Below are 23,330 nucleotides of genomic sequence, written 5' to 3' on the forward strand. Positions count from 1 at the left end.
CGCCGCGCCCCGGCGGCCCGCGCCGCCTAGCCGGGCGGCGCCCGCCCGGCCCGGACCGCGAGCTCTCGCAGCCGGGTCCGCGTCGCGGCGTCGGCCGCGAGCGCGCCCAGGTCCATCGGGATCCGGAACGTCCAGTTCTCGCCGGTGACCGTGCCGGGCACGTTCACGCGGTCGCGCATGCCGAGCGCGTCCTGGAACGGCAGCAGCGCGAGATCCGACGCGGCGCCGTACACGAGCGCGAGCAGCGCGTCGCGCACGCCGTCGTCCCAGCGCTCGGGCGCCCGGGCACGGAGCGGCTCCAGCGCCGGCAGCGCCAGGAGCTGCGCGCGCTCCTCCTTCGCGAGCCCCTCGTACCAGTCCGCCACCGACTCGCTGTCGTGCGTGCCGGTGGTCGCGACCGACACCGGTGGCCAGCGCGCCGGATCGCGGAACGCGTTCCCGCCCGCCTCCCAGTTCTTCTCCCAGCGCTGCACCCGGTAGCCGGGGATGCGCAGCCGCTCCAGCGAGGCGCGCACGAAGTCGGGGACGACGCCGAGGTCCTCGGCCACCACCCGCGCGCCCTCGGAGAAGATGCCGAGCACGCGCTCGCCGTTCGCGATCTGCGCGCCCTCCTCGGACGGCACGAACGCCGGCGGCGCGCCGTCGTTCGGGAAGTAGTAGGTCCGGTACAGGCCCACCACGTGGTCCACGCGGTAGAGGTCGAACAGGTCCGCCATCCGGCGCGCGCGCGCGGTGAGCCAGGGGTAGCCCTCCCGGTCCATCACGTCCCAGCGGTAGACCGGCAGGCCCCAGTCCTGCCCGGTGGCGCTGAACGCGTCGGGCGGAACGCCCACGCGCGCGTCGAGCCGGAAGTCGCCGCGGCGGGCCCACACGTCGGCGGAGTCCGGCGCGACCATGAACGGCAGGTCGCCGCCCAGCTCGACGCCGGCGCCGTTCGCGGCCGCGCGGGCGCGGCGCCACTGCTCCTCGGCCTGCCACTGCACCCAGGCATGGAACAGGATCTCGCGGGCGTGCCGGGCGCGGGCGGTGGCGAGCGCGGCGGGATCGCGGTCGCGCAGCGGCGCCGGCCAGTCGGTCCAGGCGCGCCCGCCCGCCTCGTCGTGCAGCGCCACGAACAGCGCGTAGTCGTCGAGCCAGCCCGCCTCCTGCCGCGCGAACGCCTCCAGCGCCCGGGCGCGCTCGGTGCGGCGGTTCCACTCCTCGCGCTCGAAGCGGGCGAACGCGATCTCCAGCGCGCGGCGCTTCAGCCGGCGCACCTCGTCCCACCGCACCGCGGGGGCGGCGCGCACCGCGGCGAGCCGGGCGCGCTCGTCGGGCGAGAGCGCGTCGAGGCCGCCGGCGGCCTGGAAGTCGGGCAGCGCCGAGGGCGCGAGGTACACCGGGTCGAGCGCGAACGCGGAGATCGCGCCGTACGGGCTGTTCTGCCCGCGCGAGGCCTCGTTCACCGGCAGGAGCAGGGCCAGCGAGAAGCCCGCGTCCGCGCACCAGCGCGCGAAGGGGACGAGGTCGGGGATCTCGCCCACGCCCCAGTCTGCCTGGGAGCGGAGCGAGAAGAGGGGGAGGAGGACGCCTGCCTGGCGGGCCATGGGTGGAGTAGTGTGGCGGTTGCCCCGCCCTCACAAGTTTTCGGCGCGCGGGGCGGGCGCGCAGCGGATATCCTCGCAGCGCCCAACCGGCACCGACCTCCCGGGGCACCCGTGTCCAGCCGCGGCCGCTTCGCTCCCTCCCCCACCGGACCCCTGCACCTCGGCAACGCGCGCACCGCGCTCCTGTCCTGGCTCGCGGCGCGCACCGCCGGGGCGGCCTACGTCATGCGGGTGGAGGACCTCGACGGTCCGCGGGTGCGGCCCGGCCTGGAGGCGCAGATCCTGGAGGAGCTGCGCTGGCTGGGCCTGGACTGGGACGAGGGGCCGGACGTGGGCGGACCGCTCGGCCCCTATCGCCAGTCGGAGCGCCTGCCGCGGTACGGCGCCGCGCTGGACCGGCTCCGCGCCGCAGGGCTCGCCTACCCGTGCTTCTGCTCGCGCGCCGAGATCGCGGCGGCCTCGCAGGCGCCGCACGGCGCCTCGGACGAGGGGCCGCGGTACCCGGGCACCTGTCGCACGCTCTCCCCCGCAGAGGTGGCCAGGCGCTCGGCGACGCGCCGGCCGGCCTGGCGGCTGCGCGTCGCGGCGGGCCCGGTCGGCTTCGAGGACGGCGTCCACGGGCCGGTGGCGCACGACGTCGCGGCGGAGGTGGGCGACTTCGTGATCGCGCGGGCCGACGGCGTGCCGGCGTACCAGCTCGCGGTGGTGGTGGACGACGCGGCCATGCAGGTGGGGGAGGTGGTCCGCGGCGACGACCTCCTGCCGTCCACCGCGCGCCAGCTCCTCCTGTACCGCGCGCTGGGCGTCGTCCCGCCGCGCTTCGCGCACGTGCCGCTCGTGGTCGGCCCCGACGGCGCGCGGCTCGCGAAGCGGCACGGCGCGCTCTCGCTGGGCGAGCTCCGGGCGCGCGGCGCGGACCCGCGCGCGGTGGTCGCGCTGCTCGCCGGCCTCTCCGGCCTGGCGGCCGCCGACCCGCACGCCGCGTGTACCCCCCGGGAGCTGGTCGGCCGCTTCTCGATGGCGCGGCTGCCGCGCGGACCCGCCGTCCTCTCCCCGGAACGGATCGCGGCGCTCCTCCCGTGATCGCGTACACTGCGCGCGTGCGCCTGCTCCGCTCTCCCACCGACCCGCGCTGGATCGACGTCGCGCTCGCGGAGCTGGATCGCACGCTGCAGGACCACGCGCACTGCGAGAAGAAGGCCGCGGCGAGCGCGCTCAAGCTGGTGGCGGACCACCCCGAGCGCGCCGCGATGGTGCGGGCGCTCGCGAAGCTCGCGCAGGAGGAGCTGCAGCACTTCCTGGGGGTGCTGGCCGAGCTGGGCCGGCGCGGCACGGCGCTGCCGCCCGACGACGGCGATCCGTACGCGCAGACGCTGCTGCGCCACGTGCGCGGCGGGCCACGGCCCGAGGACCGGCTGGTGGACCGCCTGCTGGTCGCCGCGCTCATCGAGGCGCGGAGCTGCGAGCGGCTGTGGCTGCTCGCCGGCGCGCTGCCCGACGCGCGGCTGCGGGAGCTCTACGCCCGCCTGGCGCAGTCGGAGGCCGGTCACGAGCGGCTGTTCGTGGACCTGGCGCGCGAGGTGGACGCCGCGGCGGACGCGCGGCTCGAGGTGCTCGCCGAGGAGGAGGCGCGGGTGGTGGCGGCCCTGCCGCTGCTGCCCCGCATCCACTGATGGCGCCCGAGGCGTCAGCGCCGCCCGCGGCCCCCGGCCCCGGTGACGCGCCGCGCCCCGGGCGCAGGGCGCCGTGGGGCGGCGTCGCCGCGGCGGCGGCGGTGCTCGTCCTCGGCGGCGCGGTGCTCCAGCAGCACGAGGTCGCAGAGGGGCGGGGCCGGCGGCGCGCGGTGCTCGAGCGCGCGGACCTCGCCGCGCGCGCCATCGAGGACGACCTGTCGCGCAGCCTCGCCGCCGCCCACGCGCTCGCCGCGCTGGTGCGTCACGCCGACGTCGACCGGTTCGAGCAGATCGCCGACGAGCTGCTCTCGCACTACGGCGGCATCAGCAGCCTGCAGCTCGCGCCCGGCGGCGTGCTCACCCGCATCCACCCGCTCGCCGGCAACGAGGCGGCGCTGGGCCTCGACCTGCTCGCGGATCCCGAGCACCGCGACTCGGCCGAGCGCACGCTGGAGTCGCGCCAGCTCACCGCCGAGGGGCCGTTCGAGCTGCGCCAGGGCGGGCAGGGGGTGGTGGGGCGCATCGCGGTGTTCCGCGCCGCGCCCGGCGGCGGCGAGGCGTTCTGGGGCTTCGTGGCGGTGGCGGTGCGGCTGCAGGACGTGGTGAGCCGGACGCGGGTGGCGGCCCTGTCGGCGGGCGGGCTCGACTGGGCGCTCCGGCGCGACGGCGCCGCGCGGCCGTTCGCGTCCTCGGGCGGCGCGCTCCCGCGCGACGCGGTCGCGGTCAAGGTCCGGCTGCCGGGCGAGGCGTGGGAGCTGGACGTGGCGCCGCGGGAGGGCTGGGTGCGCTGGGGCGGGCTGGTCATGCCGGCGGCGCTGCTCCTGCTGGTGGCGGCGGCGAGCGGGCTGCTCGCGCACCGGCTCCTGCGGCTGCCGGAGGAGCTCCGGCGCGCGGTGGACGAGCGGACCGCGGCGCTCGCGCTCGCGAACCGGCGGCTCGCGGCCGAGCTGGTGGAGCGGCAGCGCGCCGAGGAGGCGCGGCAGGCGGCGGAGGCGCAGGCGCGGCACGGGCAGAAGATGGAGGCGGTGGGGCTGCTCGCCGGGGGGATCGCGCACGACTTCAACAACCTGCTCACCGGGATCCTCGGCTACGCCGAGCTGCTGGGCGAGGCCGGCACCGCCGCGGACGAGGCGGCCGCCGGGATCCGCCAGGCCGCGCGCCGGGGCGCCGCGCTGACCCGGCAGCTGCTCGGGTTCGCGCGCCGGGGCAAGTACCAGCAGGTGCCGGTGAACGTCCACGCGCTGGTGCGCGAGGTGTCGGCGCTGCTCGAGCGCACGCTCGACAAGCGCATCGCCATCCGGCACCGGCTCGCCGCCGGCAGCGCGGTGGTGCGCGGCGACCCCGACCAGCTCCAGCAGGTCGTGCTCAACCTGGCGGTGAACGCGCGGGACGCGATGCCCTCCGGCGGCACGCTGACGTTCGAGGTCGCCGAGGTGGAGCTCGACGCCGAGGGCACGCGCGCACGGCCCGGCCTCGCGCCCGGCCCGCACGTGGCGGTCATGGTGGCGGACACAGGCGTGGGCATCCCCGCGGTGGTGCGCGACCGCGTCTTCGATCCCTTCTTCACCACCAAGCCCGCCGGGCAAGGCACGGGGATGGGCCTCGCCATGGTGTACGGCATCGTCCAGAACCACGGCGGCTGGGTCGGGTTCGAGAGCGAGGAGGGGAAGGGGGCGCGGTTCACCGTGCTCCTGCCCGAGGCGCCGGCGCCCGAGCGCGACGAGGCGGTCCCGGCGGGCGCGCCCGAGCACGGCGCCGGGCGCGTCCTGGTGGCGGACGACGAGCGCGGCGTGCGGGAGACCACCGCGCGGCTCCTGCGCCGCCTCGGCTACGACGCGCTCCCCGCGGCCTCGATGGAGGAGGCGCTCGAGGTGCAGGGGCGCGGCGCGCTCGACCTCGCGCTGGTCGATCTCGCGATGCCGGCCGGCGACGGCCCCGAGACGCTGCGCGCCCTGCGCCGCGCCCAGCCCGAGCTCCCCGCCGTGCTCATGACCGGCTACGGGCTCGACGCGCGGGTGCGCGAGGCGCTCGAGGGCGGGTTCCGCGGGATCCTGCACAAGCCGTTCAGCCTGGAGGAGCTCGCCGCCGAGGTGGCGCGCGCCGTCCGTCGGCGCGGCGCCTGACGCCGGCCCGCGGGGGGCGGCCCGGAGGCAACCCCCGAAGCGAGCGTCGCCGGGCGGGCAATCCAGGAGCGGCGGCTGCGCTGCGGTCCGCCGTCCGTCCCGCGGACGGCGATCTGCGGGCATTCCGGCGCGAGCGGCCGCGGAACGAACGTTTCGCCCCCTCCGCTCCCCCGCCCGCGAAAATTACTCTGGGTCGGGGACGGGGGTGCCGTCGGGGTCCACCACCACCGGCCGCGGGACCCCGGCCTTCTCGAGCTGGGGCAGCACGGCCTTCCGGTCGCCGACCAGGACGACCGTGAGCCCGCCGAAGGCGTACGGCCCCGTCCTCGCCTCGGCGGCGGCGCGGGCGGGCTCGACCGCGGCGAGCGCCTCGGCCTCGCGCCGGAGCGCGTCGGGCGGGCGGCCCTCCAGGACCGCCGCGGCGAGCGCGTCGGCCAGCCCGGCGGTGGTCTGGATCTCCTCCACGGTCCGGTGCCGCGCCGTCTCGCGCGCCTTCGCGGTCTCGGCCGCGTCCACGCCCGCGGCGGCGAGCCCGTCCAGCTCGCGCCGCAGCTCCACGAGCGCCGCGCCGGTCACCTCGGTCTGCACCGCCGCGCCGGCGGTGAACAACCCCTGCCCGCCCTCGGTCTCGAACGCGCTCCGCGCGCCGTAGGTGTAGCCGTGCTTCTCGCGCAGGTTCTGGTTCAGGCGCGAGGTGAAGCTCCCGCCGAGCACCACGTTCACGAGCTCGCGGAGCGCGCGCGCCGGCTCGGCCGCGGGGGCCACCGGGCGCGCCAGGAGGATGCGGGTCTGCGGGGCGCCGGGCCGGTCCACCAGCAGGACGCGCCCGCCCGGCGCGGCGGTCAGCGGGGCCGGCGCCGCCGCGGGCGCGGGGCCGGTGCCGCGCCAGGCGCCGAGCCGCGGCGCGAGCAGGCGCCGGAGCGCCGCCGGATCGACGTCGCCCGCCACCACCAGCGTCGCGCCGCGCGGGTCGAGCAGCCGCGGCGCGAGCCGGCGCACGTCGTCGAGCGTGACGGTGCGCACCGTGGCGGCCCAGCCGTCCACCGGCCGGCCGCGCGGGTCGCCCCTGCCGAAGAGCGCCGCCGCGGCCACCACCGGCGCCACCTTGCGCGGATCGTCGGGCCGGGCCTCCACGCGCGCCAGCGCCAGCGCCGCCTCGCGCTCGAAGTCGGCGCGCGCCAGGTTCGGGCGGAGCACCGCGTCCGCGAACAGGTCGAGCGCCGGGGCGAGGTGGGCGGAGAGCCCGCTCACCGACACCTGGAGGGAGGCGGGGCGCGCCTCGGCCTCGACGCTCGCGCCGAGCGCGCGGATGGCATCGGCGTACTCCGCGGCGCTGCGCCCGCCCGCGCCGGACGTGAGCAGCTCGGCGAGGATGGGCGCGAGCCCGGCCTTCTCGGCCGGGACCGCGGCGGCGCCGCCTGGCAGGACCAGGTGCGCCGCGAACAGCCCGGTGCCCGGGCGCGGCGCGACCCGCACCTCGAGCCCGTTCGCGAGCCGGAACACCTCCGGCGCGGGCGGGTCGAACGGGCGGACGGCGAGCGGCGGCGGCGGCGCGTCGGGGATCTCCGCCTTCGCGACGCCGGCGCGGGCGGGGAGGACGCGCAGGTCGAGCCGGCCCTCGCCCAGGCCGCGGGCGGCCTCGCGCAGGCCGGCGGCGGTGGCGGACGTGACGCGGGCGAGGTCGCGGGCGAAGCCGTCCGGCTCGCCGTAGTAGGCGAGGTACTCGTTCAGCTTGTCGGCGCGGTGTACGAGGTGCTCTCGCTCCTCGCGCCGGCGGCGCTCCGCCTGCGCGCGCACGCGGGCGAGCTCGCGCGCCTCGGGCCCCTTCGCCTGCAGCTCCGCGAGCACCGCCAGCGCCTCGCGCTTCACCCGCTCCAGGTCGGCGCCGGGCGTGCCGGTCACCTCGACGCGGAACAGCGAGCCGAGCCGCCCGGGGTCGAGGTACGCGGTGACCGACTCCGCGAGCCGCAGCTCCTGCACGAGCCGACGGTCGAGGCGCGACGACGGCCCCTCTGCCAGCACGTCGGCGAGGAGCTCCAGCTCCGCCGAGCCCTCGGCGTAGGCGGCGGGCGCGTGCCACGCGAGGATGAGCTTCGGCAGCTCCACCCGGTCGGACAGGATGCGGCGCACCTCGCGCTCGAGCCGGACCGGCGCCGCGCGCGCGGGCGCGGGCGGCGCGCGCAGCGGGACGGCGCCGAACAGCTTCTCCACGAGCGGGCGCACCTCGTCCGGCCGGAAGTCGCCCGCCACCACCAGCGTCGCGTTCGCGGGCACGTACCAGGTCCGGAAGAAGCCCTTCACGTCCTCGAGCGTGGCCGCCTCGAGGTCCGCGTGGCTGCCGATCACGGGGTGGTGGTACGGGTGGCCCTCCGGGTACATGACCTCGGGGACGACCAGCTCGGCGGCGCCGTAGGGCGTGTTCTCGTAGCTCTGCCGCCGCTCGTTGCGCACCACCCCGCGCTGCAGGTCGAGCTTCTCCCGGGTCATCGCGTCGGCGAGCGCCTGCAGCCGGTCCGCGTCCAGCCAGAGCAGCGTGGGGAGGAGCTGCGAGGGCCCGACGCTGTAGTAGTTGGTCCGGTCCGACGAGGTGGACGCGTTGTTGGAGCCGCCCCCCGACTCCATGATCACGTCGAAGCGGTTCCCGGGGACGCGGTTCGTCCCCATGAACATGAGGTGCTCGAACAGGTGCGCGAACCCGGTGCGCCCGGGCGCCTCGTCCTTCGAGCCCACCTGGAACCAGGTGTCCACCGCCACCTGCGGCAGCCGGTGGTCGGGCGCGAGCACCACGGTCAGGCCGTTCGGCAGCGAGAAGGTGGTGAGCTCGAGCGGCGGCGCGGCGGGGCCGGCGGCGAGGGCGAGGGCGGCGAGCGGGACGAGCGGCGCGAGCATGCGGGGTTCCTCCGGAGCGGGCAGGAAAGCACGCCTGCGGCACGGCGTCACGCAGCGCGAACGGCCGCGCCGGGGTGGTAGAACGGGATCGTGCGCCAGAAGCTCGCGCTCCTCGCCGCGCTCGCCGTCGGGGTGATCCTCCTCGCCGCGGCGGCGCTGTTCGCGCTGGCCCGGAGCCTCGCGCCGTGAGGGCGGTCCGCCTCCAGGACCTGACCCGGGTCGGCCTCTGGATCGCGCTCTACGTGCTGCTCGCGCTGTACCCGCTGCTCTGGCTCGCCGCGGTGCCGGCGCCCGGCGGCGGCGGCGATCTCCGGCAGGAGCTCGCCGCGGCGCTCGGGTTCCTCGGCCTGTCCATCATGGCGATGCAGTTCCTGCTCACGGCGCGCTTCCAGTGGCTGGCGCCGCCGTTCGGGACCGACGTCGTCTACGCGTTCCACCGCCACGTCACCGCGGTCGCGCTCGCGTTCCTGCTGCTCCACCCGCTCGTCCTGCTCGGGCCGGGGCTGGGCGGGTTGGCGGAGTGGCTCCTGCCCTGGCGCGCCCCGGGCCCGGTCGGCGCCGGGGTCTGGTCGCTGTACGCGCTCCTCGTCCTCGCGGTGACGTCCTACGGCCGGCGGCGCCTGCGCCTGCCGTACGAGGCCTGGCGCGTGCTGCACGGCGCGGCGGCGACGGCGGCGGTGCTGCTCGGCCTGTGGCACGCGGCCGCGGCGCGGCGGCTGCTGGCCGGCCCCGTCACCCGGGTCATGTGGATCGCCTGGACGCTGGCCTGGGTGGCGCTGCTGCTGCGCGTGCGGGTCGCGAAGCCGCTCGCGCTCCGCGCCCGGCCCTACCGCGTCAGCGAGGTCCGGCCCGAGCGCGGCGACGCCGTGACGCTGGTGCTCGATCCCGACGGCCACGAGGGCTTCCGCTTCCGCGCCGGCCAGTTCGCCTGGCTCACGCTGGGCGCCTCGCCGTTCGCGGCGCGCGAGCACCCCTTCTCGATCTCCGGCAGCTCGCAGCGGGCGCCGCGGGTGGAGCTCACGGTGAAGGCGCTCGGCGACTTCACGCAACGTGTCCAGGCGACCCGGCCCGGCGCGCGCGCCTGGGTGGACGGGCCCTACGGGACCATGAGCGTGGACGCGTTCCCGGACGCGGACGGGTACCTGTTCGTCGCCGGCGGCATCGGCGTCGCGCCCTGCCTCTCGATGCTGCGCACCCTCGCGGACCGCGGCGATCGCCGGCCGCACCAGCTCGTGTTCGGCACCGGCCGCTGGGAGCGGACCCCGTTCCGCGAGGCGCTGGCCGAGCTCGCCACCCGGCTCGACCTCACCGTGGTGCACGTGCTCGAGCACCCGCCGGATGGCTGGACGGGCGAGGTGGGCGTGGTGGGCGAGGACGTCCTGCGCCGACACCTGCCGCGCGGGCACCGCGGCTGCTTCGTGTGCGGGCCGCCGGCGATGATGGACGCGGTGGAGACGGCGCTGGTGCGGCTCGGCGTCCCGCTCCGCGACATCCACTCAGAGCGGTTCGACCTCGTGTGACGCAGGGTGACGAAGGGCCCGCCGCCCGGGGGGGGACGGCGGGCCCACGGCCAGGCGATCCGCCCGGCGACTGCGACTACTCGACCACCAGGTTGCCGGCGATCATGTCCATGCCGCACGCGAACCGGTACGTGCCCGGCGCCTTCGGCTTCACCGTCACCGTCACCGCCTTGTCGAGCGGCAGCGGCTCGTTCACGCCGAAGTCCTTCATCACGATCTCGGTGGCGCAGGTGCGCTGCACCTTGCGCGTCACCACCAGCTTCACGGTCTCGCCGGCCTTGGCCTTGACCTCGGCGGGCGTGAAGCCGTCGGACGTCACCGTGACCGGGATGGTCCGGACGCCCTTCTTCACCGTGCTCGAGGCGGCGGTGGCGGCGGCCGGCACCGCCTTCGCGCCGTGCTCGGCGTGCGCCTTGTGGGCCGGGCAGTTCTCGCACCCGCCCTCGGCCTCGGAGGCGAGCGCGGGGGCGGCGAAGGCGAGCAGGGCGGCGGGGGCGAGCTTCCACAGGTTCATGCGGTTCTCCTGACAGGGTTCGGGCCATTCACCACAGCATGGGGCGTGCCGGCCCGCGAACGCGGCGAAGTGCCCGGGATCCGACGTGGGTGGCCGGGCGCGAGGTGCCGGCGTCCGCTACACTGTGACCGGGGCGGTCACGGCCGCCGCGCCCCGCGGCCGCCCAGGGCGCCCGGAAGGCCGCCCAGCCTCCGCCGGTTCGGATCCTGCAGGCCGTCGAGGCCACGCCCGTGAGACCTCCCGCGATGATGCACGCCACCGGTACCGCCAAGCGGCTCGCCCTCGGGCTCGGGGCGCTCGTGCTGTTGCTGGCGATCGCGTCCGCGGCGGCGATCATCGGCTCCGCCCGCATCCACCGCGGCATCGCCGAGACCATGCGGCGCGAGGAGGGCGTGCGCCTCTCCCTCGAGCTGGCGAGCGCGGTGCGCGACCAGTACGCCCACCAGGCGCACACCATCATCATCGGAGACGGCAGCCACCTCGGCTTCTACGCCGAGTCGCGCGACACCGTGCTGCGGCTCACCCGCGCGCTGCGCCAGGCGGCCGACCGCCCCGAGGAGCGCTCGCTCGTCGATCGCATCGAGGCGGAGAGCGGCCGCCTCGACCGCATCTTCCGCGACTCGATCGTGCCGGCGGTGCTCCGCGGCGAGCGCCAGAGCGTGCAGGAGGAGCACGGGCGGGCGCAGCTCGTGGTGACGCACATCCAGGACCTCACGCAGGAGCTGGTCTCGCGCTTCGAGGCGCAGATCGCGCAGGCGCGCGCCGGCGCCGACCAGGCCGAGCGACGCACGCTCGCGGTGCTGGTCGCGATCCTGGTGGCGGCGCCGCTCGTGGCCACGGCGGTGAGCCTCGCCATCGGGCGGTCCATCGCGGTGCCGGTCGCCCAGCTCCAGGCGGGCGCGGCCCGGATCGCGGAGGGCGACCTCGACACGCGCATCGAGGTGCGCGGCGCGCCGGAGCTGGTGTCGCTGGCGCGGCGCTGGAACGAGATGACCGCGGCGGTGCGCGACCACCAGGAGCAGCTCGTCCGCTCGGAGAAGCTGGCCGGCATCGGCCGGCTCGCCGCCGGGGTGGCGCACGAGATCAACAACCCGCTCGGCGTGATCCTCGGCTACGCCAAGCTCCTGCGGAAGAAGGCCGACGGCGCGCTCGCCGAGGACCTGGCGGTGGTGGAGGAGGAGGCGCTCCGCGCCAAGCACATCGTGGACGGGCTGCTCGACCTCTCCCGGCCGCTCCCCCCGCCGTCGGAGCAGGTGGACCTGCGCGCGCTCGCGGAGGACGTGGTGGCGCGGCTGCGCGAGGCGCGGCTGCTGGAGGGCGTGTCGGCCGAGGTGGAGGGCGAGGCGAGCGCGCCCGGCCACGCCGAGAAGCTGCGGCAGGTGCTCGTGAACCTGGTGCGGAACGCCGGCGAGGCCTCCGGGCCGGGCGGGCGCGTGGCGGTGCGGCTGCGGGAGCGGGACGGCGTGGCGGAGCTCACCGTGCAGGACTCCGGCCCGGGCATCCCCGCCGCGGCGCGCGGGAAGATGTTCGAGCCGTTCTTCACCACCAAGCCGGGCGGCACGGGCCTGGGGCTCGCCGTGTCGCGCGCCATCGCGCGCGCCCACGGCGGCGAGCTGGCGGTCGCGGCGGCGGCGGAGGGCGGCGCCTGCTTCGCGCTCACGCTGCCCACCGCGCCCGCGGCGGCCCGGTGGCGGGCCGCGGGAGGAGCGAAGCCATGACGGGCGGGCCGGTGCGCGTGCTGGTGGCGGACGACAAGGAGAACATGCGCAAGCTGCTCGCGAAGATCCTCGCGGACGGCTACGCGGTGGAGGAGGCCGAGGACGGCGCCCGCGCGCTCTCCCTCGTCGCCACGCGTCCGTACGACGTGGTCGTCACCGACATCCGCATGCCGGGCGCGGACGGCTTCGAGCTGCTCGGCGCGGTGAAGGCGCGCGCGCCCGACACCGAGGTGGTGATGATGACCGGCTACGCCACCATCGCCGACGCGGTGCGCGCCATGCGCATGGGCGCGTTCGACTACCTCGAGAAGCCGTTCGACCCCGACGCGGCGCTGGCGGTGGTGGCGCGCGCGGCCGAGCACAAGCGCCTCGCCGACGCCGCCCGGCGCGACGACGCCTCCGCCGGCGAGCCGTCCTCCTTCCACAACCTGGTGGGCCGCAGCGCGCGCATGCGCGCCGTCTACGGGCTCCTCGACAAGGCGGCCGGGCTCGACATCACCGTGCTGCTGCTGGGCGAGACCGGCACGGGCAAGGAGCTGGCGGCCCGCGCCATCCACTACCACTCGGCCCGGCGCGAGCGGCGCTTCGTGCCGGTGAACTGCGGGGCGCTCCCGGCGGAGCTGGTGGAGAGCGAGCTGTTCGGGCACGCGCGCGGCGCGTTCACCGGCGCCGCCGCGGCGAAGGCCGGCCTGTTCGAGGAGGCGCAGGGCGGGTCGCTGTTCCTCGACGAGGTGGGCGAGCTGCCGCTCCCGGCGCAGGTGAAGCTGAACCGCGCCCTGCAGGAGCGGGAGATCCGGCGGGTGGGCGACACGCAGCCGCTCAAGGTGGACGTGCGCGTCATCGCCGCCACGCACCGCGATCTGCGGGAGGAGGTGCGGGCCGGCCGCTTCCGCGAGGACCTGTTCTACCGGTTGCACGTATTCCCGGTGACGCTCCCGCCGCTCCGCGAGCGGGCCGAGGACGTGCCGCTGCTCGCGCAGCACTTCCTCGCGAAGCACGCGCGCGCGCTCCGGCGCGAGCTGGCCGGCGGGTTCGAGCCGGAGGCGCTCCGGCGCCTGGCGGGCTATCCGTGGCCCGGCAACGTGCGCGAGCTCGAGAACGCGGTCGAGCGGGCGGTGGCGGTCTCGTCGGGCGACCGCGTCCGCGTCGCCGACCTCCCGGCCGAGGTGGCCGGTGCGGCGCCGGTGGGGCCGGAGCCGGCGGATCTCGCGAAGCTCCCGTACAAGGAGGCGGTGGCGGAGGCGCGCGACCGCACCTCGCGCGAGTACCTGGTGGCGCTGCTGGCCGAGTTCGGCGGCAACGTGACCCGCGCCGCCGAGCGCGCCGGCATGGAGCGCGAGAGCCTCCACCGGCTGCTGCGCCGGTACGGGCTCCGCTCCGACGACTTCAAGTAGGCGGTCCGCGCCCGGTGCCGCGCGCGCCGGCGGCGGTGGACGGCGCGGTCCCGGCGCGGCATACCGTAGGCGGAGGTGGCGATGGAGATCCTGCTCTACGCGCTCGGCGCCGCCGCGCTCGTCGCCGGGGTGGCCGGCGTGGTGCTGCCGGTGCTGCCAGGATCGCTGCTGCTCGTGGCGGGCGCCGTGCTGGTGGCGTGGGCCGGGGACTTCCAGCGCGTGGGCTGGGGCACCGTGGCCGTCGCGGCGGTGCTCTCGGTCGCGATCTGGGCGGTGGACTGGCTCGCGAGCGTGCTCGGCGCGAAGGCGTTCGGCGCGTCCGGCTGGGCCGTGGCGGGCGCGGGCGTGGGGCTGCTGGTGGGGTTCTTCCTCGGGCTGCCCGGGATCGTGCTCGGGCCCGCGGTGGGCGCGATCGCGTTCGAGTACGCACGGAACCCCGACGTGAAGCGGGCGCTCAAGGCGGGCGCCGGCGCCTTCCTCGGCTTCGTGCTGGGGAGCGCCGTGAAGGTGGCGCTCGCGTTCGCCGTGGTCGGCGCGGTGGCGCTGGCGCTGATCTGGTAGGCGGCGCCGGTGCGCCGCTACGGCCGGGGCGCGCCGAGCCGGCCGGCCCGCGACGCGTCCGAGGTGCGCGCGCACACCGGGCCCGCCGCGGCCGAGGCGTTGCCGGCGGCGTCGCGGGCACGGACGGACCAGCAGTGCTCCCGCCCCGGCACGAGCCCCGCCTCCACCGCGTCCGTCGCGGCGGCGCTCGCGCGCGCCACCACGTGCCCGTCGCGCAGGACCTCGTAGCCCGCGACCGCGACGTCGTCGTGCGACGGCGACCAGGAGACCATCGCGCTCTCCGTTCCCAGCGCGCTCGCACCGGGCGCGCCGGGAGGGGTGGGCGCGACCAGGTCCGGCGTCCGCACGCACGCCGCCGGGGACGCCGGCGAGCGGTTCCCGGCGGCGTCCACCGCGCGAACGGCGTAGCAGTAGGCGCGGGCGGGGCCCACCTCGCGGTCGTCGAGCGGCGGCGCCTCCGCGTGGAGCACGCGGTCGCCCACCAGCACCTCGTACGCGGCGGCACGCGTCGCGCCGGCGCCCGGCTTCCAGCGCAGCACCACGTGACGGTCGGTGACGGCGCGTGCGTCGAGGTCGCGGGGCGGGTCGGGCGCGCGCGGCGCGGCGGCGGGCGCCACCGAGGCCGGCGATGGGCCGGGCCGCGGCGCGGCGCGCTCGCAGGCGAGCGCGGCGGCGAGCACGGACGCGAGGACGGCGACACGCGAGCCGAACATTGCCTCCCCCCAGTGCGGCGCCCCAGACCCGGGAGCACCGCTGCGCGGCGAGGCCACCGCGCACCGGCCGGCAGGTTAGCACGCCACCTTCGGACCGCCCTGACACAGGGGCGGGGGACGGGGTCGTGCCGACGGGTGCGACCGGATGTGCCCCTCCGACGCCGGGCCGGGCAGGCCCCACCGGCTCGGCTACCATCTCCGGCCCATGCGGCGCCGGCCACGACTCGCGGGTCCTCGTGCGGTCGCGCTCGCGCTGCTCGCCGCGCTCGCGCCCGGGGCCCGCGCCGCCGCCCCGGCACCGGACGCCCCGCTGGGCGCCTGGACGCCCGGACCGCTGCGAGGGCTCTCGCTCGACATGCCGCTGGACGACGCGCGCGGCGCTGCTTCACCAAACGTGGACGTGCGCTGGCTCGCGGCGAACGCCTGGTCCGTGCCCACCGTGCTCGAGCGCGGCGGCGACCGCGTGGTCGTCCGGCTCGACGCCCAGACCGACGTGCTGCAGGCGGCGGTCGCGATCCCGTGGCCGCGCGCCTGGGCCGGCGCGCTCCGGGAGCGCCTCACCACGCGCGTCGAGGCGCGCCTGCTGCGGACCTGGGGTGGCTGGACCGATCGGCCCATCGAGGCGTGGCACGGGGCGATCGGGAGCTGGAACTTCCAGCGCGAGGCCTGGCCGCGCGACGCGGTGGACGTGCGGCTCGGGCGGGAGGACGGACGCGGCATCGGCGTCGCGGGGCCGCGCACCGCGCTCGGCGACGTGGCGGTCCGGACGGCGCTCCGCATCGCGGGCGACGGCGCCGGCGGCCCGGGGCGGCTGGCCCTCGCGCTGCGCCTCGACGTGAAGCTCCCCACCGGCGCGCCGTCGCGGCTGGGCGGCTCCGGGTCGCCGGACGCCGGGGTCGGCCTGGCGGCGACCTGGGCGCCGGTGCGCTGGCTCACCGGGCACGGGATGGCCTCGCTCCGCGCCGTCGGCCCGCTCCCCCGCGGCGCCCGGCTGCGGCTGCGCCCGCTGCAGGCCGGGATCGAGGCGTCGCTCGTGGCTCGGCTGGGCGAAGGGGTCGCCGTCGTCGTGGAGGACCGGCTCCTCGCGCCCGCGTTCGGCCGCCACGGCTGGACACTCTCCCCCGAGGTGGAGCGGCCGCAGGCGAGCGCCTGGTACGCGCTGTTCCGCGCGCACAACCAGGTCTCGGCGGGGCTGCGGGTCGGCGAGCTGACGGTGTACGCGTCCGAGGACTTCACGCCGGGCACGCAGCACGCGCGCGACGCGCGCGGCGGCGGGCAGCGCTGGTTCTACGACTCGAACGCACCGGACCTGGCGCTCGGGGTGGCCTGGACGCGCCGCCTATGAGCCGCCGCCGCCCATGAGGCGGGCGCGCCGCCAGTCCTCCGGCGTGTCCACGTGGCAGCCGCCGTGCGCGAGCGGCACCGGCGCGACCCGGGCCGGATCGCGGGACAGGAGCCGCTCCGCGCCCTCGTCGCCGTCGAGCGCGCGCAGCTCGGGGAACAGCGCGGCGGAGAACAGCGCAGGCACGAGCAGCGCACCGCCGTCGGTCGAGGCGGCCACCGGCCGTCCGCTGACGCGGAGCGCGCCCGCGAGCGCCGCCACGTGGGCGGCGTCCACGCCGGGCTGATCGCAGGCGAGGATCACCGCGCCCGCGAGCGATGGCGCGCACTCGCCGAGCCGGGCCAGGCCGCGCCGCAGCGACCCCGAGACGCCGGCCGCGTGGTCGCGGTTCAGGACCGTCGCGACCGGCAGCCCGGCGAGCGCGGCGCGGACCTCCTCCGCGCACGCGCCCACCACCACCACCACCGGCCACAGCCCGGCCTCGACCGCCGCGCGCGCGGCGCGGTGCACGAGCGGCTCGCCGCGCCAGAGGAGCAGCTGCTTCGGCTCGCCCATGCGGACCGAGGGGCCCGCGGCGAGGACCAGCCCGCCGAATCCCAGCGTCTCGGCGGTCTCGGTCACGGGCGATCCGGCGCCGGGGATCGAGGGGGCGCGGCGGGGGGAAGGCCGGGGAGCGGACGCGGGGCGTGGCGCTGGGACGAGGACATGGTGCGGCGCGATCTCTTGTCGTCGCCGAGGCCGCGCGGCCGGTCGAATCGACGCCGGCCCCACCTGGGAACGCCGTCCCCGCGGCGCGTGCGCCCGCCCGCGCGTGCGCCCGGTGGGGCGGGATGCTAGCGTCGGCGCATCCACCGCCGGAGCGATCGCATGTCCCACCTGCCCGCCTGCCGCCTCGTCCTCGCGCTCGCCTGCGCGCTCGCCGCCGGCGCCGCCCGCGGGGGCACGCCGCGCGAGCCCGTCGCCACGTTCTCCATCGCCGCGCGCGACCCGGCGACCGGCGAGCTCGGCGTGGCGGTGGCCTCGCGCTTCTTCGCGGTGGGCACGGTGGTGCCCTGGGCCCGGGCCGGCGTCGGCGCGGTGGCCACGCAGGCCTTCTGCAACACGAGCTATGGCCCGCGCGGCCTCGACCTGCTCGCGAAGGGCGCCACGCCCGTCGAGGCGCTCGAGATCCTGCTGCGGTCGGATCCGGAGCGCGAGCTGCGGCAGGTCGGCATCGTCTCGGCCGGCGGCGCCTCCGTGACGTACACCGGCAAGGGCACGAACGCGTGGGCGGGCGGGCGGAGCGGGCCCGACTACGCGATCCAGGGAAACATCCTGACCGGCGAGGCGGTGGTGGCGGCGATGGAGCGCGCGTTCGTCGCGGGGAAGGGGTCGCTCGCCGATCGGCTCTACGCCGCGCTCGCCGCCGGCGACGCGGCCGGGGGCGACTCGCGCGGGCGGCAGTCGGCGGCCCTGCTGGTCGTGAAGGAGGGCGCCGGGTACGGCGGGTTCGACGATCGCGAGATCGACGTTCGGGTGGACGACCACCCGCGGCCGTTCGAGGAGCTGAAGCGGCTGCTCGACTACGCGCAGATGAACGCCGCGTGGAACGAGGGCTGGACCGCGTTCCGGCGCAAGCAGTTCCCGGCGGCGCTCGCCGCGCAGGAGCGCGCCGCCGCCCGCGCGCCGGTGAACGGCGAGGTGCTGTACGACCTCGCGGTCATCCGGCTCGCCGCGGGGCAGCGGGCCGGAGCGCTGGAGGCGCTGCGCCGGGCGCTCGAGGCGAACCCGAAGCTCGCCGCGCAGGCGCGCACCGACGCGGACCTGGCCGCCCTCCGCGGCGACGCGGGGTTCGAGAAGCTGGTCCGGTAGTGAGCGCCGCCACACGCCGCGCGGTCGCCGGCGCGCTCGCGCTCGCCGCCGCGATGGGCATCGGACGGTTCGCGTACACGGCGCTGCTGCCCGGGGTGCAGCACGGGCTCGGGTTCGACGACGCCGCCGGCGGGGCCATCGCGTCGGCCAACCTGGTCGGCTACCTCGCGGGCGTGCTCTGGGCGCGGCGCCTGGCCGGGAGCCCGCGGCGGGGCGGGGCGCTGCGGCTCGGGCTCGCGGCGACCGCGGTGCTCACCGCGGCGGTGACCGGGGTCGGCTCGGAGGCGGGGTGGGCCGCCGTACGCTTCGGCTCCGGCGTCGCGAGCGGCCTCGTGTTCGTGCTCGCTTCCGCGGCGGCGCTCGAGGTCCCGCCCGACCATCTCCCCCGACCTCTCCCCCGACCTCTCCCCCGACCTCTCCCCCGACCCGGAGTACTTTACGGCGGGGTGGGCGTCGGGATCGCGCTGGCGGCGGTGGTCGCGGCGCTCGCGCCACCCGGCGGGGGCTGGCGCGTGCCGTGGTGGGTGCTGGGAGGCGCGGCGGCTGCCCTGGGGGCGCCGGCATGGGGCGCCCTTTCCGGCCCCCTCGCAAACGACTCTGGGTCGGGGGGAGGCGTCGCGGTCGGAAGGGGCCGCGCGCCGGTCGGCTTCGGCCGGCTCGCGACCGCGTACTTCCTCGAGGGGCTGGGCTACATCGTGAGCGGCACGTTCGCCGTGGCGGCGGTGCGGCGAACCCCTGGGCTGGAGGGCCTGGCGCCGTGGACGTGGGCGTTGGCGGGCCTCGCGGCCGCGCCTTCTGCGCTCCTCTGGGCCGCGCTCGGGCGCCGGGTCGGGGTCCGGTCGGCGCTCATCACCGCGCACCTCGTCCAGGCGGCGGGCATGGCGCTCCCATCGCTGTTCTCCGCAGCGTGGGCCGCGCTCGCCGGCGCGGCGCTGTTCGGAGGAACGTTCATCGGAATCACCACGCTGACCGTGGCGGCCGCGCGCGAGATCCGCCCGCAGGCGCTCGGGCGCGCCGTGGGAACGCTCACCGCCATCTACGGGGTCGGGCAGATCGTCGGTCCGCTGGCAGCCGGAGCCGTCGCGCAGCGCTTGGGGGACCCGAGGCCCGCCGTCCTCGGCGCGTCCGCCGCCGTTGCCATCGGGGCGCTCGTCCTCCTCATCCCCTCGCGTGCATCGCTGGCGTCGAGAACGGAACCGAACGCGTGAGCGCGACGATCAAGCGCGCTACCCGGGCGCGCAGCGCACGCCATGTGCCACACGCAGCCAGTACGTGCCGTTCGGGAACACCACGTCGCGTAGCCCGGCGCGCAACGCCTTCAAGGCCTCGCGGTACTCGTTCAGGAACGACCTGAGCCGACCGAGCGCCTCGATGCGCTTCCACTTGTCTCGCGCGCCGACCCGCGGCCGGAGGCCGCGGCGCGGCGCCACCGATGCCGGGCGGGCGGTTGGCTCCTGCGCGAGCACCCGGCGGACTCCGAGGAAGCTCCGGCGCTCCGCCCGCATGCGCTCTGCGGCGAGCTGCTCGCGATCGGCGAGCGCCTGGGCGAGGCGCTCCCGGAACTGCTGCACGTCGTCGAAGCCGGGAGGAAGCGTGAGCTGGAGCTCGACGGACTCCGGCATGCTGCCGCCGGGACGGAAGAAGTGCTCGGGCCGGCGCGCGACGATTCTCTCGCCACCGATCCGTTCGGGCGACGACCAGAGCCCGGGCCACTCCGATGCCTTCGGCACCAGCCCCGCGGCCACCGGGTTTGCGAGCGAGTATGCAAGCCGGTCGATCACGTCTTCCGGCGTCGCGAGCGTCACGGCGCTGTAGCTCCCCGACGCCCAGAACGCCTCCCATCGGCCCAGCGCCGCGTTCAGCGAGCGCGCCACGAGCGAGTCGAGGTACTGCTCGAACGCGGGCAGGCGCGCGCCGGGGTCGGTCACCACCAGGTGGAAGTGGTTCGAGAGCACGCAGAACCCGTGCAGGAGCAGCCCGTACCGCCGCAGGGCGACGCCGAGCACGTAAAGAAACGTCTCGTTCACGAGCTCCGAAGGTCGGAGGAGCAGCTCACGCTGCGCGCAGCGGCGCGTGACGTGGTAGGTGACTCCCGAGAGAATCTGGCGCGGTGCGGTCATGCCTCGGCCCCAGGCACACGCCGTGCCGACGGATGAGTCGCTCGGTCCGCCTGCTTGCATCGAGGCGACGGTCCGAATCGCGGACGCACCGGCCGAAACGCATTACTCTGGGTCGGGGAGAGGGGGAGGAGGCACGGATGCCATACGTGAACATCAAGATCACCCGCGAGGGCGCGACCGCGGAGCAGAAGGCCACCCTCATCCGCAAGGTGACCGAGCTGCTCCGCGACGAGCTCGGGAAGAACCCGTCCACCACGGTCGTGGTCATCGACGAGGTGGACACGGACAACTGGGGCATCGGCGGCGAGTCGGTCACGGTCCGCCGCAAGCGCGGGAGCTGACGCGCGCCGCGGCCCCCCCGCCGGCGGCGACGCGAGGAATCGAGCCATGCAACCCTGGGAGACGGTCGAACGCGCCCGCGCGCCGGACGGTACCGAGCTCGCGCTCGCGCGCCGCGGGGACGAGTGGGTGATCCGCGCCGCGGGCCACGTGCTCATGTCCTCGCGCGCCCACGGCTCCGAGGAGGCGCTCGCCGCGCTGGCCCTCGAGCGCTGCGCCCGCCCGCGCGCGGTGCTGCTCGGCGGCGTGGGCCTCGGCTTCACCTTGCGTGCTTTGCTCGACCGCCTGCCGCCCGACGCGAAGGTGGTCGTGGCCGAGCTGGTCCCGGAGCTCGCCGCCTGGAACCGCGGCCCGGTGGCGGACCTCGCGGCCCGGCCGCTGGAGGACCCCCGCGTGCGCCTCCAGCTCGGCGACGTGCTCGCCCGCATCGCCGAGGCGCGCGGCGCCTACGACGCGATCCTCCTCGACGTGGACAACGGACCGTCCGCGCTCGCGCACGGGGCGAACCACCGCCTCTACGGCGACGCGGGCGTCCGCGCCTGCCGCGCGGCGCTGCGCCAGGGCGGCGTGCTCGCGGTCTGGTCGGCGGGGCCGGACGAGCGGTACCTGTCCCGGCTCGAGCGCGCCGGCCTCGACGCCCGCGCGGTGACGGTCCCGGCGCGCGGCCCGGCCACGCAGGGCGGCGGCGGCGGCGTGCGGCACGTGGTGTTCCTCGCGACCGCGCCGGCCCAGGGCGGCGGCGCACGCGGGCCGGGCTCGCCGCCCCGCGACGGAGGCGCCGGACGCCGGACCGGACCTCACGCCCGCGGCGCCCGCGGCCGCTGACGCTCGGATCCCGCCGCCCGGCCCGCGGGCGCGGGGTACGCCGCCTTCACGGTGCCGGCGAGCCGCCGCAGGGCCTCGGCGATGGGCGAGCTGCGGCGCCACACCAGCGCGACGGTCCGGAACGGCGCCGGGTCGGCGAACGGGCGCAGGCGGAGATCCGCCCGTCGCGTCTCGGTGGGAACCGCCAGCTCGGGCAGGAGCGTCACGCCGGCGCCGCCCGCGACCATCTGCGCGAGCGTCGAGAGGCTGGTCGCCCGGAACTCCAGCTCGCGGGTGCGCGCGCGCGAGCAGAACGCCAGCGCCTGCTCGCGCAGGCAGTGCCCGTCCTCGAGCAGCAGCACGCTCGCGTCGCGCAGCTCGGCGGCGGAGGCCGGCCCCCGCGCCACGCCGAGCGGGTGCCCGGGGGGCGTCGCGAGCACGAACGCGTCGCGCGCCACCGGCGCCACCTCCACGTCGCCGAGCTCCGCCTCGACCGCGAGCAGCGCCGCGTCGAGGGTGCCGGCGTGGAGGCTCCGGACCAGCTCGGCGGTGCGATCCTCGAGCCAGGTGAGGTGCAGCGCGGGGTAGGCCGCGCGGAGCGCGGGCGCGATGGCGGGCAGGAGGTAGGGCGAGATGGTCGGGATGACCCCGACGCGCAGCGCCCCCGCGAGCGGATCCCCGGCCCGGCGCGCCGCCTCCAGCAGGTCGTCCGCCTGGAGCAGCAGGCGGCGCATCTGCTCGAGCAGCGGCCGCCCCGCCCCGGTGACGAGCACGCGCCGCCGATCGCGCTCGAACAGGCGGAGGCCGAGCGCCGACTCGAGCTGCGCGATCTGCGTGGAGAGCGAGGGCTGGGCCACGCGGCAGCGCTCGGCCGCGCGGCGGAACGAGAGCGTCTCGGCGACGGCGACCGCGTACTGCAGCTGGCGCAGCGAGAACGGGTGCGGGGGCAGGCGAGTGATAGCCATGGACTAACAACGTAATCGAAACGATGTAATGGCTCAATCAGAAGCCCGCGGGCATCTTGTGTCCCGTCGCGGCGATGGACGCCGCGCCCGAACCGATTCGACGAGGAGAGACACCGATGCTGACCGTGGGCGACCGCTTCCCCGAGTTCTCGCTGCAGGCCGTGACCAGCCTGGAGAGCGGCAACGAGTTCGAGACCCTCACGCAGGCGAGCCACCCGGGCAAGTGGAAGGTAGTCTTCCTCTGGCCGATGGACTTCACCTTCATCTGCCCGACCGAGATCGCCGAGTTCGGCCGTCGCAACGGCGAGTTCCAGGACCGCGACACCCAGGTGCTCGGGGCGAGCATCGACACGCACTACGTCCACCTGGCCTGGAGGAAGAGCCACCCCGACCTGAAGAACCTGCCGTTCCCCATGCTCGCCGACACCCGGCGCGAGCTCTCGAGCGCGCTCGGCGTGCTGCACAGGGACGGCGTGGCGCTCCGCGCGACGTTCATCGTCGACCCGGAGGGCGTCATCCGGCACGTGTCGGTGAACGACCTCTCGGTCGGGCGCAACGTGGACGAGGTCCTCCGCACGCTCGACGCCCTCCAGACGGACGAGCTCTGCCCCTGCAACTGGAAGAAGGGCGAGTCCACGCTCCAGGTGGCCTGAGCCATGGCCACCCTCGACGCGATCCGGGAGGCGCTCCCCGAGCCGGCCCGGGACATCAAGCTGAACCTGCAGGCGGTGCTGCAGCCCGGGACGCTCACCCCGGCGCAGCGCTGGGGCGTCGCGGTGGCGACGGCCGCGGCGGCCCGCAACGAGCGGCTGCTCGCGGCGGTCCTCGCCGACGCGCGGGCGGAGGTCGAGCCCGCCGTCGTCGAGGACGCGCTCGCGGCCGCGGCGGTGATGGCGATGAACAACGTGTACTACCGGTTCCGGCACATGGTCGGGAAGGCGTCGTACGCGGAGAAGCCGGCGCGCCTGCGCATGAACCGCCTGGTGAAGCCGGCCGCGAGCAAGGTGGACTTCGAGCTGTTCGCGCTCGCGGTCAGCGCGGTGAACGGGTGCGAGACGTGCGTGCGCTCGCACGAGCAGGTGGTGGTCGCCGGGGGCCTCTCGGAGGACCAGGTCCACGAGGCCGTCCGGATCGCCGCGGTCCTGCACGCGGCGGCGGTCTCGCTCGAGCTCGCCGGGTACGCCGCGGTCCCGTCCGCGGCAGCGGCGGCCGGGTAGC

General features: G+C 77.0%; 21 protein-coding genes. 14 read left to right on the plus strand and 7 right to left on the minus strand.

All coding sequences use genetic code 11. The annotated features are described in order from the left end of the window. Positions 1–26 precede the first annotated feature (26 nt). Positions 27–1,586 carry a 4-alpha-glucanotransferase gene (locus ANAEK_RS01510; protein ID WP_012524382.1) on the minus strand — a complete coding sequence of 520 codons (1,560 nt, stop codon included), beginning with the start codon at positions 1,584–1,586 and terminating at the stop codon, positions 27–29. Between the two features lie 111 nt (positions 1,587–1,697). Between ANAEK_RS01510 and gluQRS the strand changes: the two genes are divergently transcribed. The 3 genes from gluQRS to ANAEK_RS01525 are packed head-to-tail and all read left to right on the plus strand — an operon-like array spanning position 1,698 to position 5,382. Next, positions 1,698–2,669, plus strand: a complete 972-nt coding sequence (gluQRS, locus tag ANAEK_RS01515) for a tRNA glutamyl-Q(34) synthetase GluQRS (protein WP_012524383.1) — start codon at positions 1,698–1,700, stop codon at positions 2,667–2,669. After that, a complete protein-coding gene (locus ANAEK_RS01520; RefSeq protein ID WP_012524384.1) occupies positions 2,666–3,259 on the plus strand; it encodes a tRNA-(ms[2]io[6]A)-hydroxylase in 594 nt (197 codons plus the stop codon). The genes gluQRS and ANAEK_RS01520 overlap by 4 nt, the downstream gene beginning before the upstream one ends. Then, the gene (locus tag ANAEK_RS01525) at positions 3,259–5,382 is read left to right on the plus strand and encodes an ATP-binding protein (protein ID WP_012524385.1); all 2,124 of its coding nucleotides are present in this window, start codon (positions 3,259–3,261) and stop codon (positions 5,380–5,382) included. Before ANAEK_RS01520 ends, ANAEK_RS01525 begins: the two co-directional genes overlap by 1 nt. A gap of 183 nt (positions 5,383–5,565) precedes the next feature. Here the strand turns inward: ANAEK_RS01525 and ANAEK_RS01530 are convergent, their stop codons facing one another. Further along, entirely contained in the window at positions 5,566–8,271 is a 2,706-nt protein-coding gene (locus ANAEK_RS01530) for a pitrilysin family protein (RefSeq protein ID WP_012524386.1), read from the minus strand. Positions 8,272–8,456: 185 nt separating this feature from the next. Here ANAEK_RS01530 and ANAEK_RS01535 point away from each other — a divergent pair, with 185 nt between their 5' ends. Beyond that, a complete protein-coding gene (locus tag ANAEK_RS01535) occupies positions 8,457–9,791 on the plus strand; it encodes a ferric reductase-like transmembrane domain-containing protein (RefSeq protein ID WP_012524387.1) in 1,335 nt (444 codons plus the stop codon). Between the two features lie 76 nt (positions 9,792–9,867). Here ANAEK_RS01535 and ANAEK_RS01540 read toward each other — a convergent pair whose 3' ends face one another. After that, positions 9,868–10,305 carry a cupredoxin domain-containing protein gene (locus ANAEK_RS01540; protein WP_012524388.1) on the minus strand — a complete coding sequence of 146 codons (438 nt, stop codon included), beginning with the start codon at positions 10,303–10,305 and terminating at the stop codon, positions 9,868–9,870. A 245-nt stretch (positions 10,306–10,550) separates the two neighbouring features. Between ANAEK_RS01540 and ANAEK_RS01545 the strand changes: the two genes are divergently transcribed. The 3 genes from ANAEK_RS01545 to ANAEK_RS01555 all read left to right on the plus strand — a co-directional run bounded on the left by ANAEK_RS01545 (position 10,551) and on the right by ANAEK_RS01555 (position 13,978). Further along, a complete protein-coding gene (locus ANAEK_RS01545) occupies positions 10,551–12,023 on the plus strand; it encodes an ATP-binding protein (protein WP_012524389.1) in 1,473 nt (490 codons plus the stop codon). Further along, complete coding sequence (locus ANAEK_RS01550; protein ID WP_012524390.1) at positions 12,020–13,417, plus strand: sigma-54 dependent transcriptional regulator; 1,398 nt, start codon at positions 12,020–12,022, stop codon at positions 13,415–13,417. Before ANAEK_RS01545 ends, ANAEK_RS01550 begins: the two co-directional genes overlap by 4 nt. 81 nt (positions 13,418–13,498) lie before the next feature. Beyond that, entirely contained in the window at positions 13,499–13,978 is a 480-nt protein-coding gene (locus ANAEK_RS01555; protein ID WP_011419362.1) for a DUF456 domain-containing protein, read from the plus strand. A 17-nt stretch (positions 13,979–13,995) separates the two neighbouring features. Here the strand turns inward: ANAEK_RS01555 and ANAEK_RS01560 are convergent, their stop codons facing one another. Then, positions 13,996–14,691, minus strand: a complete 696-nt coding sequence (locus ANAEK_RS01560; RefSeq protein ID WP_012524391.1) for a fibronectin type III domain-containing protein — start codon at positions 14,689–14,691, stop codon at positions 13,996–13,998. Between the two features lie 205 nt (positions 14,692–14,896). On the opposite strand from ANAEK_RS01560, the gene ANAEK_RS01565 reads away from it, so the two are divergent. After that, positions 14,897–16,036 carry a hypothetical protein gene (locus ANAEK_RS01565; RefSeq protein WP_041454008.1) on the plus strand — a complete coding sequence of 380 codons (1,140 nt, stop codon included), beginning with the start codon at positions 14,897–14,899 and terminating at the stop codon, positions 16,034–16,036. On the opposite strand, the gene ANAEK_RS01570 is transcribed toward ANAEK_RS01565, so the two are convergent. Then, positions 16,031–16,654 (minus strand): NTP transferase domain-containing protein, encoded by a 624-nt coding sequence (locus ANAEK_RS01570; RefSeq protein WP_012524393.1) that lies wholly within the window; start codon positions 16,652–16,654, stop codon positions 16,031–16,033. The genes ANAEK_RS01565 and ANAEK_RS01570 overlap by 6 nt on opposite strands. Positions 16,655–16,900: 246 nt before the next feature. On the opposite strand from ANAEK_RS01570, the gene ANAEK_RS01575 reads away from it, so the two are divergent. After that, positions 16,901–17,884, plus strand: coding sequence for a DUF1028 domain-containing protein (locus ANAEK_RS01575; protein WP_012524394.1), 984 nt, complete (start codon positions 16,901–16,903; stop codon positions 17,882–17,884). Then, entirely contained in the window at positions 17,884–19,092 is a 1,209-nt protein-coding gene (locus ANAEK_RS01580) for a YbfB/YjiJ family MFS transporter (protein ID WP_012524395.1), read from the plus strand. The genes ANAEK_RS01575 and ANAEK_RS01580 overlap by 1 nt, the downstream gene beginning before the upstream one ends. A gap of 18 nt (positions 19,093–19,110) precedes the next feature. Here the strand turns inward: ANAEK_RS01580 and ANAEK_RS01585 are convergent, their stop codons facing one another. Next, positions 19,111–20,004 carry a transposase gene (locus tag ANAEK_RS01585; protein ID WP_012524396.1) on the minus strand — a complete coding sequence of 298 codons (894 nt, stop codon included), beginning with the start codon at positions 20,002–20,004 and terminating at the stop codon, positions 19,111–19,113. Between the two features lie 32 nt (positions 20,005–20,036). Here ANAEK_RS01585 and ANAEK_RS01590 point away from each other — a divergent pair, with 32 nt between their 5' ends. Both ANAEK_RS01590 and ANAEK_RS01595 read left to right on the plus strand, forming a co-directional pair. Then, positions 20,037–20,345, plus strand: coding sequence for a 4-oxalocrotonate tautomerase family protein (locus ANAEK_RS01590; protein ID WP_255344373.1), 309 nt, complete (start codon positions 20,037–20,039; stop codon positions 20,343–20,345). Between the two features lie 46 nt (positions 20,346–20,391). After that, positions 20,392–21,168: a spermidine synthase gene (locus tag ANAEK_RS01595; RefSeq protein ID WP_012524397.1), complete on the plus strand. Its 777-nt coding sequence runs from the start codon at positions 20,392–20,394 to the stop codon at positions 21,166–21,168. On the opposite strand, the gene ANAEK_RS01600 is transcribed toward ANAEK_RS01595, so the two are convergent. After that, positions 21,141–22,112 carry a LysR substrate-binding domain-containing protein gene (locus tag ANAEK_RS01600; protein ID WP_012524398.1) on the minus strand — a complete coding sequence of 324 codons (972 nt, stop codon included), beginning with the start codon at positions 22,110–22,112 and terminating at the stop codon, positions 21,141–21,143. The genes ANAEK_RS01595 and ANAEK_RS01600 overlap by 28 nt on opposite strands. 116 nt (positions 22,113–22,228) lie before the next feature. On the opposite strand from ANAEK_RS01600, the gene ANAEK_RS01605 reads away from it, so the two are divergent. Next, complete coding sequence (locus ANAEK_RS01605; RefSeq protein WP_012524399.1) at positions 22,229–22,765, plus strand: peroxiredoxin; 537 nt, start codon at positions 22,229–22,231, stop codon at positions 22,763–22,765. 3 nt (positions 22,766–22,768) lie between these two features. Then, the gene (locus ANAEK_RS01610; protein WP_012524400.1) at positions 22,769–23,329 is read left to right on the plus strand and encodes a carboxymuconolactone decarboxylase family protein; all 561 of its coding nucleotides are present in this window, start codon (positions 22,769–22,771) and stop codon (positions 23,327–23,329) included. Position 23,330: the final 1 nt, after the last annotated feature.

Origin of the sequence: Anaeromyxobacter sp. K (genome assembly GCF_000020805.1) — a bacterium.
In the GTDB taxonomy this organism is placed as follows: domain Bacteria; phylum Myxococcota; class Myxococcia; order Myxococcales; family Anaeromyxobacteraceae; genus Anaeromyxobacter; species Anaeromyxobacter dehalogenans.